We start from the raw sequence: 13,149 nt of genomic DNA, 5'->3' as shown, positions 1-13,149 counted from the left end.
TCAGGCGATCCGATCCGCATAGGGGTCGGGAATGCCGAGCGAGGACAGGATCTCGCGCTCGAGCGCCTCCATGTCCTCGGCATCGTCGTCGTTCTCGTGGTCGTAACCGATCAGATGCAGGAAGCCATGCACCGCGAGGTGGCTCAAATGATGGTCGAACGGTTTCTGTTCATCATCGGCTTCCCGCCGCGTCGTCTCGTAGGCGATCGCGATGTCGCCGAGCATGCGCGGAGCATCGTCGGGTCCACCGCCGCCTTCCGGCTGCAGTGCCGGAAACGACAGCACATTGGTCGGCTTGTCGATGCTGCGCCAGTTGGCGTTGAGGGTGCGGATCCCGGAATCGTCGGTCAGCATCACCGCAAGCTCGGCATCGGCGACATCGGCATCGGTGATTGCGGCGGCAGCCTCGATGGCACGATGGATCACCGCGTCGGCGTCGGGCTCGGCCTGCCAGCATTCGGCGGTGACGAGAACCTCGGTTGCAGGAAAAGCGGACACGTTCGTTTCAAAATCTGCGTTATGGCCGGAACCCGCATCGCGCGGGCTCGCGGCCGAAGCTATTCGGCTCAAGATCTGGCGTTTGCCGGCTTTTGCGGCAATCCCTCATAGGCGGCCACGATGCGCGCCACCAATTCATGGCGGATGACGTCCTCGGCCTTGAAATGCACCTGCGCGATGCCTTCGACGCCATCGAGCAGCTTCACGGCTTCCGTAAGCCCCGAAGCCTGGCCATGCGGCAGGTCGACCTGCGACGGGTCGCCGGTGACGATCATCCGGCTGTTCTCGCCGAGACGCGTCAGGAACATCTTCATCTGCATCGTCGTGGTGTTCTGCGCCTCGTCGAGGATGATGGCGGCATTGGTCAGGGTGCGGCCGCGCATGAAGGCGAGCGGCGCGATCTCGATCTCGTTGCCCTGCAGCGCGCGCTCGACGACGCGGGCATCCATCAGATCGTACAGCGCATCATAGATCGGGCGCAGATACGGATCGACCTTCTCCTTGAGGTCGCCGGGCAGGAAGCCGAGCCGTTCGCCGGCCTCGACCGCGGGCCGCGTCAGGATGATGCGATCGACCTCCTTGCGCTCGAACAGCTGCGCCGCATGGGCGACTGCGAGCCAGGTCTTGCCGGTGCCGGCCGGGCCGATGCCGAACACCAGTTCATGCCGCTTCAGTGCGCGGATGTAAGAGTCTTGCGCAGCGGTGCGGGCGCGCACCGGACGCTTGCGCAGGTTGATGGTCTCGAACGTCGGCTTGGCGGTCTTGTTGTCGAATTCGAACAGCGAGCCCTGCGCGATCACGGCGCGGATCGCACCTTCGACTTCGCCCTGGTCGAGGTCGTGCCCTGCGACGGCCTGGGCATAGAGCGTCTCCAGCACGCGGCGCGCCGCGTCGCAGCCGTCGCGGGAGCCCGCGATGGTGACGTGGTTGCCGCGGGAATCGACCACCACGCCAAGCCGCCGCTCGATCAGCGCCAGATTCTGTCCATAAGGGCCGACCAGCGCGGATGCGGCACGGTTGTCATCGAAATCGATGACGACCTGTGTCTCAGGGGCCCGGGTCTCAGGTGGCATTTGCATGTCGCGGTCAGGTTTGCGGCTGGGAGCGAGCGAAGACGAATCCGATGCGCTTTTTGGCAAGGATTTCAGGCTCCAATGGTCTGCGAAATGAGGCGCGGCGCTGCCGGCGTCGCAAGCTCGCCGATCAGGCTGTAGCGCTCGAGGCTGTCGATCCGCACGGAGCGGACCTGGCCGATGATGTCAGGCGATGCCATCACATGGGCGGGCTGCAGATAGGCGGTGCGGCCGACGATCTGGCCCGGATTGCGCGCCGCGCGCTCGAACAGCACATCGACCGTTGTGCCGATCGCAGCCCGGTTGAAGGCCGATTGCTGGCTGTCGATCAATTGCTGAAGCCGCCCCAAGCGCTCGTCCATCTCGGCTGCTGACACCGTCTCCCGCATCTCCGCCGCCGGCGTGCCTGGCCGTGGCGAATACTTGAATGAATACGCCGCAGCGTACCCGATTTGCGTGACAAGCGCGAGGGTGGCAGAAAATTCTTCCCTCGTCTCGCCGGGGAAGCCCACGATAAAATCTGATGAAAAAGCAATGTCTTGCCGCGCCGCCCGGAACCGGTCGATGACCCGCCGGTAGTCATCGGCGGTATGTTTGCGGTTCATGGCCGCAAGGATTCGGTCCGCCCCCGATTGCACGGGAAGGTGCACGAACGGCATCAATTCGGGCAGATCGCGGTGCGCCGCGATCAAATCATCATCCACATCGCGCGGATGGCTGGTCGAATAGCGCAGCCGGGTGACGCCGGGAATCTCGGCGAGCCGTTGCAGCAATCTGCCGAGCGACCAGGCGCCGCCGTTGGGGCCTTCGCCGTGATAGGCGTTGACGTTCTGTCCGATCAGCGTGAATTCGCGCACGCCGTTGTCGGCGAGTTGCTTGACGTCGTCGATGATCCTGGCGACCGGACGCGAGACTTCCGCGCCGCGGGTATAGGGCACCACACAGAAGGTGCAGAACTTGTCGCAACCCTCCTGCACCGTGACGAAGGCGGAGATGCCGCGGGCGCGGATCGCATCCGGCTTCGGCTGCGGCAGGAAGCCGAACTTGTCCTCGACCGGGAATTCGGTCTCGAGCGCGCGGCCGTTTTCCTTGGCGCGCTTCAGCAGCTCAGGCAGATGATGATAGCTCTGCGGCCCGACCACGATGTCGACAGTCGGCGCACGGTTGATGATCTCGGCGCCTTCGGCCTGTGCGACGCAGCCGGCGACCGCGATCTTCATCTCGCGGCCCGCCCGCGCGGCTTCATCCTTGGCGACGCGAAGCCGCCCGAGTTCGGAGTAGATCTTCTCCGACGCCTTCTCGCGGATATGGCAGGTGTTGAGGATCACGAGGTCGGCGTCTTCGGCGCTCGCGGTCTCGACAAAGCCCTCGCCGGCCAGCGTGTCCACCATGCGCTGCGCATCGTAGACGTTCATCTGGCAGCCATAGGACTTGATGTGCAGCTTGCGCGGCGTCGTCATGGAACCCTGATTGCGAAAAGGAAACGGCGCCATCCGGGCGCCGGGGCTGAAATATAGCCTAAACCGGGGAAAATCCAGCGGTGCAACCGCGGTCATTCCGGGGCGTGCGCCCCGGGAATCTCGAGGTTCCGGGTTCGATGCTGGCGCATCGCCCCGAAATGACGGGGGCGAGGCTCAGCCAGCGAGCGCCTTGGCGCCAATCCGGGCGATCAAATCGGGCAATTGGCGCATATCGGCGAAGGTTATGGCCGCGCCGGCCTGGCGCAGCAAATCCTCGTGTTCCGCCGTGCAATGGCTGCCGCCGTAAAACCCGAGTACGGTCATTCCGGCGGCGCGGGCGCCGGTGACGCCGGCCACGCTGTCCTCGATCACGACGCAGCGTTCCGGCCGTACACCCATTTGGGTAGCCGCAAACAGAAACAAATCGGGCGCCGGCTTGCCGCGCTTGACCTGGGTGGCGGAGAAGATATGCGGCGCGAGCTGGTCGTAGAGCCCGGCGCAGGTCAGGCCGTGATGGATCTTTTCCGGCGTGCCGCTGGACGCCACGCATTTCGGCAAGTCGAGCGCGGCGATGGCATCGCCGACATGGGCGATGGCGCTGAGGTCGTCGGCATAGAAGCTCAGCGTCGCGTGCTTGACCTCGGCCTCGAAGCTCTCGGGCAGGGCGCGGCCGATCTCGCTTTCGACGATCCGCCGCGCCTCGCGGTCGGACACGCCGAGGAAGCGCTTCAGCACGCCGTCCGGTGTGATCGGAAAGCCGTGCCACGTCAGCGTGTCGGCATGCGCGCGGCAGGAGATCACCTCGCTGTCAACCAGCACGCCGTCGCAATCGAAGATGACGAGATCGAAGCTCATGGTCTGGCGATGCGTGGCACGCGCCTACGACTTGCTGTCTTCGTCGAGCGGGACGCAATAGAGCTCGAGACGGTGATCGACCAGCTTGTAGCCGAGCTTGCGCGCGATCTCGGCCTGCAGCTTCTCGATTTCCTCGGAGGTGAACTCGATCACCTTGCCGTCGCGCAGATTGATCAGATGGTCGTGATGGCTCTCGGGCATCTGCTCGTAGCGTGCACGGCCCTCACGGAAGTCGTGACGCTCGATGATCCCGGCGTCCTCGAACAGCTTGACGGTGCGATAGACCGTCGAGATCGAGATCTTGTCGTCGACCGCCACGCAGCGGCGGTACAGTTCCTCGACGTCGGGATGGTCCATGGCCTCCGCCAGCACCCGCGCGATGACGCGGCGCTGTTCGGTCATGCGCATGCCGGTCGCGGCGCAGCGCGCCTCGATGCCGGTATTTTTCTGCGCAGGCGGGATTTTCACCGTCGTCATAGGTCCAAAGCCTTAAGTGGCAGAGCAGGGCGCTGTTCTGCCACCGCGCCGATGTTACGACAAGTCGCGCCGCATCAGAAGCGCGTTCAAATGTTCCCCGCCGGGCTGCTTGTAATAGCGTTCGCGGCGCCCGATCACGCCGAATCCGGCCCCTTCATAGAGCCGTCGCGCCGGCTGATTGTTCTCTTCCACTTCGAGGAAGATGGTGCGGATGCCGCGGCCGGCAAGATGGCCGAGATGGGTCAACAGCAGGTCGCGCGACAGGCCGCGCCCGCGCTGATTGGAATCGATCGCAATCGACAGGATTTCCGCTTCGTCCGCGGCCATCCGCGACACCGCAAAGCCGATCACCTTGCGTCCCTGCCGCAGCCGATGCACCAGCGTGTTGCGCTCGGTCAGCATCGCCTCGAATTCGCCCTCGCCCCAGCCGCGATGAAACGACGCGCCGTGCAATTGGGCGAGCCGCGCCGCATCACGCAGCGATGCGGCCTCGACCGCGGGCGTGCCGCCGCCCCACCATCGCGACAGCCAGCCGCTCATGTCGATGGCGGCGCGCTGATGACGAGGCGATCCTTCGGTGGCTTCGCATCGGGGGCGCGCAGATAGAACGGACGCGGCGGCGCAGTTTCGGGATCGACGGCCGCGCCGACCCAGGCGACCCAGGTGATGTCGGGCGCGGGCTGCCCGTCAACCTTCACCGGTGGCGTTGCGTCGGCGGGCCAGCGCTCGGCGAGGATATTGGCGGCGTTGCCGACCAGATGCAGTGCGCCGTATTGGGCGGCTTCGAGCGCTTCCGCGATCGGCGCCACCTTCGGCTTGAGCATCAAGCTGCCGTCGCCGCCCACCAGTTGGAAATAGACGTGATCGTGCCGCGCATCGATCGCGGACAGGATCGGATTCTCGCCATTCTCGGCAACCACGGGCGCAGCGTAAGCGGCGAGCGTCGACAGCCCGACGACCGGCTTGGACGCGGCGAGCGCGATGCCGCGTGCCGCCGAGAGGCCGACGCGCAGGCCGGTGAAACTGCCGGGGCCGGTGGTGACGGCGATGCGGTCAAGCCCCGCAAAGCCGATGCCGCTCTCCTTCATCACCCGCGCGATCAGCGGCATCAGCGCCTCGGCATGGCCGCGCTGCATCGCCTGCGATTCGATCGCGATTGTGTTGCCGGAGGTGGTGTCGAGCACCGCCGCGGAGCAGGCGTCGAGCGCGGTATCGATGGCGAGAATCATCATGGGGCAAACGTCAGGGCGAACGGAAGGTCCGAACCATTTCCGATTCGCCGGCTCACTGTTCGTCCCCCCTCTCAGGCGGGCAAAGCAGCGCAGTGCATTGCCCACCATCAACTGTGTCGTATCGAAGGTGGGCTACGCGTGGCGGCCCACCCGGCGCAAATTACATCGGCCGGACTTCCTGCACGTCGGGTACGAAGTGCCGGAGCAGGTTCTGGATGCCGTGTTGCAAGGTTGCGGTCGATGACGGGCAACCGGCGCAGGAGCCCTTCATGTTGAGATAGACGATGCCGTCCTTGAAGCCGCGGAAGGTGATGTCGCCGCCGTCATTGGCGACCGCCGGACGCACGCGGGTCTCGATCAGGTCCTTGATCTGCTCGACCGTCTCGGCGTCGGCCTCGTCGAAGAACTCGTCTGCCTCGTCGCTGATGTCGTCGCTACCAGCGGTGCCGTCGGCGAGCAGCGGCGCGCCGGACATGTAATGCTCCATGATGGCGCCGAGGATCGCGGGCTTGAGGTGCTGCCAGTCGCCGTCCGCCTTGGTTACGGTGATGAAGTCGGCGCCGTAGAACACGCCGGTGACGCCTGATACGGCGAACAGCCGTTCGGCGAGCGGCGAGCGTGCGGCGGATTCGGCCGACGAGAATTCCATGGTCCCGCTGTCGAGCACCAGGCGGCCCGGGATGAATTTCAGGGTGGCGGGATTGGGTGTAGCTTCGGTCTGAATGAACATTTGCTGTCTCCGGCGTCGCCGGTTCAAGGCCGGCGCGTTGGGTTCCCCCATGAAATGGCAATTAAAAAGCCCGCGATCAAGCCGCAAAACCGCGGTTCCAGGCCCGTACCCATGCTCTGGAGCGGTTTCAGGGCCGATCCCGCTTACGACAGGGCGTCGATCTCGGCGTCGGTCAGGCCGCCGGGCACAATGGTCACCGGGATCGGGAACGCCCCCATGGTCTTGGCCATCGTGGTGATGATCGGCCCGGGCCCTTCGGGGCCCGGATTGGCCGCCAGCACCAGCATCGCGATATCGACGTCCTTGTCGATCACGTCGAGGATCTGCTCGGTCGGGTCGCCCTCGCGAATCGCCCGCTCCGGGGTGATCGCGGCGATTCCGTTGGCGCGGCCGGCGGCGCGGTCGAGCGCCTCATTGGCGGCCTCCTCGGCCTCGGCGCGCATGATGTCGGCGACCCCGAGCCATTGCTGGTTCTGGTCCTCGGTCTCGATCACCCGCAGCATCACGACGCCGCCGCCGACCCGGATGGCCCATCGGCTGGCGTAATACACCGCGCGGTCCCATTCCGCCGTGTCGTCAACGATGACGAGGCATTTCGGCTTGTGACCTGTCTCGTAGCTTCGTCGCTGGGTGGTCATGCATGTCCCGGTGCTGAACCAAACCAACCCATGCTGCCATACTCCCTCGCCGTTTGGGAGAGGAAGTGCACAGTTGCCGGCTTGCGCGTTAGCGCGGGCGGATGAAGCCGACGATGTCCTTGGTAATGCGCATGGTCTCGTCGGCGATGCCGCGGGCGCGGTTGGCGCCGTCCGCCAGGATCGAATCGACATGGCCGGGGTCGGCAACCAGCTTCTTCATCTCGGAGGCGATCGGCGCCAGTTTTGCGACGCAAACCTCGACCAGCGCGTTCTTGAAGCTGGAGAACTGCCCGCCGCCGAACTGGGTCAGCACCTCCTGCTTGGAGATGCCGGCGAGCGCCGCGTAGATGCCGACCAGATTGTCGGCCTCGGGGCGAGTCTCCAGGCCCTTCTCCTCCGACGGCAGCGGCTCCGGATCGGTCTTCGCCTTGCGGATCTTCTGCGCGATGGTGTCGGCGTCGTCGGTGAGGTTGATGCGCGAATTGTCCGATGCGTCCGACTTCGACATCTTCTTGGTGCCGTCGCGCAGGCTCATCACCCGCGTCGCCGGCCCCGTGATCAGTGGCTCGGGCTGCGGGAAGAGCAGCCCGTCGGCAAAACCATGACCGCGAATAGAATCACCGAAGTCGTTGTTGAACTTCTGCGCGATGTCGCGGGACAGCTCCAGATGCTGCTTCTGGTCCTCGCCCACAGGCACATGGGTGGCGCGGTACAGCAGGATGTCGGCAGCCATCAGCACCGGATAGTCGTAGAGGCCGACGGACGCGTTCTCGCGGTCCTTGCCGGCCTTCTCCTTGAACTGGGTCATGCGGTTCAGCCAGCCGATGCGCGCGACGCAGTTGAAGATCCAGGTCAGCTCGGCATGACCGGCGATCTGGCTCTGGTTGAACACGATGTGCTTCTTGGCGTCGATGCCGGCGGCGATGAAGGCCGCGGTCACCTCGCGGGTGTTGCGCGCGAGCTCGGCCGGGCCGCCCCAGACCTCGACGCCCTGCGTGATCGCGTGCATGTCGACGACGCAATAGATGCAGTTATGGGTCTGCTGCATCTTCACGAAGTTGACGATGGCGCCGAGGTAGTTGCCGAGGTGCAGATTGCCCGTCGGCTGGACGCCTGAGAAGACCCGTTCAACGAACGCCATGGTGGTATTTCCCGGAAATGGCCGCTTTTGCGGCGTCGTTTGCCACTTAAGCCCCGCGCGCGCAAGTCAGGCGGGACGTCTTTGCCTGACGGCGTTAACCGCTTCGCGCCAGCCGGTGACGCCGAAAAGCTGCAAGAACAGCCCGTAACCGGCGATGCCGGCCGCGATCAGCACGAGCAGGGCGGCTGCGCGTACCAAACCGTGGTCTCCGGCGGCCGGCAGCGCGCCCTCTGCGAGCCAGAGCAGGGCGCCCATTGCGAGCGCTGCGCCCAGGATGCGCGGCAACCGGCGACGCGCCTCGGCATCGATCGAGAAGCCGAAGGTCGAGGCACCCCTGCGGATCAGCGCCAGCGCATTGCTCCAGGCGCCGAGCGCAATGCCTGCGGCAATGCCGCCGGCGCCGAAGATGCGGCCGAGCAGGAAGGCCGCCGCGATCGCGACCACGATGGCCTTCAACGTCGCAAACAGCGGCGTCAGCGTGTCCTCGCGGGCAAAGAATGCCGGCGACAGCGCCTTCACCAGCACATGCGCCGGCAAGGCCAGCGTCAGCCAGATCAGGGCCTGCGCGGTTGCCGCGCTATCCTCCGCCGTGAATGCGCCGCGCTCGAACAGCATCCGCACGATCGGCTCGCTCAGCACCATCAGGCCGAGCGTTGCCGGCAGCGCCAGCCCGGCCGCAAGCTCGAGTGCGCGCGATTCGGCATGCGCGATCGCCGCAGGCTCGCCGCTGCGCACGGCGCGCGTCATCTCCGGGATCAGCACGGTGCCCATCGCGACGCCGACGATGCCGAGCGGCAATTCGAGCAATCGGTTGGCGAAATAGAGCCACGACACAGCCGACGGCGAGGTCGACGCGATCACCGCGCCGGCGACCATGAGCCATTGCGGCGCGCTGCTCGCGACCATGCCGGGGACCGCGCGGCCGAGAAAGCCGCGTATCTCGGGATCGAGGGCGATGCGAAGCGGCGAAGCGAGCTTTGCACCGCGCAGCGCCAACATCGACAGTTGCAGAAATCCGGCGACGCCGATCGTGGCTGCCATGACCAGCGCGGCCTGCACCGGCTCCTGCTGCCGCGCCAGCAGCACGGCCATCACTGCTATCAGCGCGATGTTGAACAGCAGCGGCGAGAACGCGGTCAGCGCGAAGCGCCCCTGCGCGTTGAGCAGCGCCATCATTACGGTGACCGGGCCGGCGAAGGCGAGATAAGGCAGCATCAGCCTTGCGTTGTCGACGGCTAGTTGCAGGGTGTCGCAGCCGACGAAACCAGGCGCGATCGCGGCGATAACCAGCGGCATCAGCGCGCCGATCACGAGCGCGGCTGCGATGACTGCGGCGCTGACGGTGCCGAGCACGCGGCCGGCAAACGCGGTTGCCGCGTCCACTCCGTCGGCGTCGCGTACCTTCAGCCATGCCGGCACCAGGGCGGCATTCAGCCCGCCCTCGGCGAGTAGCCGTCGCACCACATTCACAAGCTGGAATGCTGCCAGGAACGCATCCGCCACCGGCCCCGCGCCAAGCAGCGCCGCGATCACGGAATCGCGCACGAAGCCGAGCAGTCGCGAGGCCAGCGTTCCCGAGGAGACGGTGAGGAAGGAGCGGAACATGGTGTCTCTATAGCAGTCGCGCGCCCTACTGCCAGCGGCACTCCTTTCGAAGCCCGGACCAAGTGCCAATCCGTCATCCTGAGGCGCGAGCGGAGCGAGCCTCGAAGGATGAATCGGCCAGAGTGGGGCCGTGCACCCTTCGAGGCTCGCCAAAGAGGCTCGCGCCTCCAGCGACAAAGGCTTCGCCTTTGCGCGGGGATGACGGGTCAAAAGCGCGTTGCGATGACGGAACTGGCAGCCCGCTTCCCTTGCTGGCGCTAGGCGTAACGTGATAGGTCGCGGCTCTTGTTGGGTGGCGTTAACACAGGGCAGGTCTATGGCTGACGCAAAATATGACGTTCTCGGGATCGGCAACGCGATCTTTGACGTGCTGGTGCAAACAGATGAGGCATTCCTTGCCCGTCACGGCATGACCAAGGGCTCGATGCAGCTGATCGACGAGACGCGTGCCACCGCGATCTACAGCGACATGGGCGTGGCGACCGAGATGTCGGGCGGTTCGGCCGCCAACACCATCGTCGGCGTCGGTAATCTCGGCGCCCGCGCCGCCTATGTCGGCAAGGTCAAGGACGACCAGATCGGCAAGCTCTACGTCCACGACATCCGCGCCGCCGGCGTCACCTTCGACACCGCGCCGGCCAAGGCCGGCCCGGCCACCGGCTGCTCCTACATCCTGGTGACGCCGGACGGCGAGCGCACCATGAACACCTATCTCGGCGCCGCGCAGGACCTGACACCCGACGACATCGATCCGGCCCAGATCGCGGCCGCCAGCATCATCTATCTCGAAGGCTATCTCTGGGACCCGAAGAACGCCAAGGACGCCTTCGTGAAGGCGGCTGATATCGCGCATGGCGCGGGCCGCCAGGTCGCGCTGACGCTGTCGGATTCGTTCTGCGTCGATCGCTACCGCGACGAATTCCTGGACCTGATGCGCAGGGGTATCGTGGACCTGGTGTTTTCAAACGAGTCCGAGCTGCACTCGCTGTACCAGACCTCCGACTTCGACACCGCGCTGAAGCAGTTCGGCAAGGACACCAAGCTCGGCGTCGTCACCCGCAGCGAGAAGGGCTGCGTCGTGACATCAGGCGACGGCGTCGTATCGGCGCCGGCCTCGCCGATCGACAAGCTCGTCGACACCACCGGCGCCGGCGACCTGTTCGCCGCCGGTTTCCTGGTCGGCCTCGTGCGCAATGTCGGCCATGAGAACGCCGGCCGGCTCGGCGCACTCGCCGCCGCCGAAGTGATCCAGCACATCGGCGCCCGGCCGCTGGTGTCGCTGAAGGATCTGGCGAAGCAGCAGGGGTTGCTGGTTTAGCCGCAGCTCTTTCTTGCCTCGCCCGCTTGCGGGGAGAGGCCGTAATGCATCGACAGATGCATTACGGGTGAGGGGGAGTCTCCGCGTACTCAGCTCGATCTCATTCGCGGAAGCAGCCCCTCACCCCGACCCTCTCCCCGCATCCGCCTTCGCCCGAAGGCGGGCTTCGGCGGACAAGAGAGCGGGGCGAGGGAGAAGAGCCTCACGCGGTCTTCGCCGCCTTCAATCCCAGCCGCTTCTCGACCGCGTCGCGCATCACGAATTTCTGAATCTTGCCGGTCACGGTCATCGGGAATTCCTCGACGAACTCGACATAGCGCGGGATCTTGTTGTGGGCGATCTGGCCCTGGCAGAAGGCGCGGACCTCGTCTGCGGTCAGCGTCTCGCCCTGCCTGACCCTGACCCAGGCGCACAATTCCTCGCCGTAACGGCTGTCTGCGACGCCGAAGATCTGGACGTCCTGGATCTTGGGATGGCGGTAGAGGAATTCCTCGATCTCGCGCGGATAGAGGTTCTCGCCGCCGCGGATCACCATGTCCTTGATGCGGCCGACGATGTTGCAATAGCCCTCGTCGTCGATCACGGCGAGATCGCCGGTGTGCATCCAGCCATTGGCGTCGAGCACGTCTGCGGTCTTCTCCTTCTCGTCCCAATAGCCGAGCATCACGCTGTAGCCGCGGGTGCAGAGCTCGCCGCGTTCGCCGCGCGGCACCACCTTGCCGTCGAGGTCGACCACCTTGACCTCGACATGCGGATGGATGCGGCCGACGGTGGAGACGCGGCGTTCCAAGGGATCGTCGGTCGCGCTCTGGAAGCTCACCGGGCTGGTTTCGGTCATGCCGTAGGCGATCGTCACCTCGCGCATGTTCATCTCGGTGTTGACGCGCTTCATCACCTCGATCGGGCAGGGCGCGCCGGCCATGATGCCGGTGCGCAGCGAGGACAGGTCGAAGCGCGAAAACTCCGGATGATCGAGCTCAGCGATGAACATGGTCGGCACGCCGTAGAGCGTCGTGCATTGCTCCTGCGCGATCGTCGTCAGCGTCGCCAAGGGATCAAAACCTTCGCCGGGATAGACCATGGTGGTGCCGAGCGTGACGGAAGCGAGGTTGCCCATCACCATGCCGAAGCAGTGATAGAGCGGCACCGGAATGCAGATGCGGTCCTGCTCGGTCAGGCGCATCGCGCGGCCGGTGAAGTAGCCATTGTTGAGGATGTTGTGATGGGTCAGCGTCACGCCCTTGGGGGAGCCGGTGGTGCCGCTGGTGAACTGGATGTTGACGGGGTCGTCGAATTGCAGGCTCGTGCCGAGCGCGGCAAGCTGCTCGCGATGGCGCTCGCCGCCCATCTGCGATACCTGCTCGAACGGAACGGTGCCCGGCGCCGCCGGTCCGCCGATCTGAATCACGGCGCGCAGTTGCGGCAGCCGCGCTGATCGCAGTTGACCGGGCTCGGAGCTCGCAAGCTCGGGCAGCAGCGTGTTGATCATCTCCATATAGGCCGAGGTCTTGAACGCGGTCGCCGTCACGATCGCGGCGCAGCCGACCTTGCCGAGTGCGAATTCGAGCTCACTGAGGCGATAGGCCGGATTGATGGTGACGAGGATCAGCCCGGCTTTCGCCGCGGCGAATTGCGTCAGCGTCCATTCCGGCCGGTTCAGCGACCAGATGCCGATCCGCTCGCCGCGTTGCAGGCCGAGCGCAAGGAATCCCGCCGCCAGCGCCTCGACCCGCTCGGCGAACTCGTTCCACGTCCAGCGCACATTGTGGCTGGGCGAGACCAGCGCCTCGCGGTCGCCCCAGCGCGCGCGTGCGCGGTCGAGGCTGCGGCCGATGGTTTCGCCGAGCAGCGGCGTATCGGAAATGCCGCAGACATAGCTGTCTGCCTTGGGTGTGGGTGCCAAGCTCGTCCTCCTCCTGGTCGTGTTCGTGTCGCACTTTTTTGGGCGATCTTAGTCGTTTGGCACTGGCAGGACAGGCCCGACCTATGGCGGGTATGAAAGATCCCTCCCCGCGAGGGGAGGGATTAAAGGCCGAAATGGAACAACGGTCTCCGCTTCACCTCGCCCCGCGTGCGGGGAGAGGTCGGATCGCATCGAAGATGCGATCCGGGTGACGGGGGG

At 65.6% G+C, this 13,149-nt stretch carries 13 protein-coding genes; 1 reads left to right on the top strand and 12 read right to left on the bottom strand.

Annotated elements, in window-relative coordinates; translation table 11 throughout:
• The 11 genes from ybeY to murJ form a co-directional block, all read right to left on the bottom strand.
• Entirely contained in the window at positions 1 to 498 is a 498-nt protein-coding gene (gene ybeY / locus AKN84_RS37235; RefSeq protein WP_050425386.1) for an rRNA maturation RNase YbeY, read from the bottom strand.
• Positions 499 to 566: 68 nt separating this feature from the next.
• Positions 567 to 1,637, bottom strand: coding sequence for a PhoH family protein (locus AKN84_RS37230; protein WP_083632723.1), 1,071 nt, complete (start codon positions 1,635 to 1,637; stop codon positions 567 to 569).
• Positions 1,638 to 1,642: 5 nt separating this feature from the next.
• Positions 1,643 to 3,031 (bottom strand): tRNA (N6-isopentenyl adenosine(37)-C2)-methylthiotransferase MiaB, encoded by a 1,389-nt coding sequence (gene miaB, locus AKN84_RS37225; RefSeq protein ID WP_050425406.1) that lies wholly within the window; start codon positions 3,029 to 3,031, stop codon positions 1,643 to 1,645.
• Positions 3,032 to 3,205: 174 nt separating this feature from the next.
• The gene (locus AKN84_RS37220) at positions 3,206 to 3,886 is read right to left on the bottom strand and encodes an HAD family hydrolase (protein WP_050425384.1); all 681 of its coding nucleotides are present in this window, start codon (positions 3,884 to 3,886) and stop codon (positions 3,206 to 3,208) included.
• Between the two features lie 24 nt (positions 3,887 to 3,910).
• Entirely contained in the window at positions 3,911 to 4,363 is a 453-nt protein-coding gene (locus AKN84_RS37215) for a Fur family transcriptional regulator (RefSeq protein WP_050425383.1), read from the bottom strand.
• A 54-nt stretch (positions 4,364 to 4,417) separates the two neighbouring features.
• Entirely contained in the window at positions 4,418 to 4,903 is a 486-nt protein-coding gene (gene rimI / locus AKN84_RS37210) for a ribosomal protein S18-alanine N-acetyltransferase (RefSeq protein WP_050425382.1), read from the bottom strand.
• Positions 4,900 to 5,595, bottom strand: a complete 696-nt coding sequence (tsaB, locus tag AKN84_RS37205) for a tRNA (adenosine(37)-N6)-threonylcarbamoyltransferase complex dimerization subunit type 1 TsaB (protein WP_050425381.1) — start codon at positions 5,593 to 5,595, stop codon at positions 4,900 to 4,902. Before tsaB ends, rimI begins: the two co-directional genes overlap by 4 nt.
• 160 nt (positions 5,596 to 5,755) lie before the next feature.
• Entirely contained in the window at positions 5,756 to 6,325 is a 570-nt protein-coding gene (locus tag AKN84_RS37200) for a NifU family protein (protein ID WP_050425380.1), read from the bottom strand.
• A gap of 143 nt (positions 6,326 to 6,468) precedes the next feature.
• Positions 6,469 to 6,963: a universal stress protein gene (locus tag AKN84_RS37195; RefSeq protein ID WP_050425379.1), complete on the bottom strand. Its 495-nt coding sequence runs from the start codon at positions 6,961 to 6,963 to the stop codon at positions 6,469 to 6,471.
• An 88-nt stretch (positions 6,964 to 7,051) separates the two neighbouring features.
• Positions 7,052 to 8,104: a tryptophan--tRNA ligase gene (trpS, locus tag AKN84_RS37190; RefSeq protein WP_050425378.1), complete on the bottom strand. Its 1,053-nt coding sequence runs from the start codon at positions 8,102 to 8,104 to the stop codon at positions 7,052 to 7,054.
• Between the two features lie 66 nt (positions 8,105 to 8,170).
• Entirely contained in the window at positions 8,171 to 9,709 is a 1,539-nt protein-coding gene (gene murJ, locus AKN84_RS37185) for a murein biosynthesis integral membrane protein MurJ (protein WP_050425377.1), read from the bottom strand.
• 316 nt (positions 9,710 to 10,025) lie between these two features.
• Between murJ and AKN84_RS37180 the strand changes: the two genes are divergently transcribed.
• Positions 10,026 to 11,027, top strand: a complete 1,002-nt coding sequence (locus AKN84_RS37180) for an adenosine kinase (protein ID WP_050425376.1) — start codon at positions 10,026 to 10,028, stop codon at positions 11,025 to 11,027.
• Between the two features lie 202 nt (positions 11,028 to 11,229).
• Here the strand turns inward: AKN84_RS37180 and AKN84_RS37175 are convergent, their stop codons facing one another.
• Entirely contained in the window at positions 11,230 to 12,930 is a 1,701-nt protein-coding gene (locus AKN84_RS37175) for an AMP-binding protein (RefSeq protein ID WP_050425375.1), read from the bottom strand.
• Positions 12,931 to 13,149: the final 219 nt, after the last annotated feature.

The sequence above is a fragment of the Bradyrhizobium tropiciagri genome (genome assembly GCF_001189845.1).
GTDB classification, from domain to species: Bacteria; Pseudomonadota; Alphaproteobacteria; order Rhizobiales; family Xanthobacteraceae; genus Bradyrhizobium; species Bradyrhizobium tropiciagri.
Note: the sequence above shows the minus strand (reverse complement) of the source record. Positions and strands in the feature narration are given on the sequence as shown.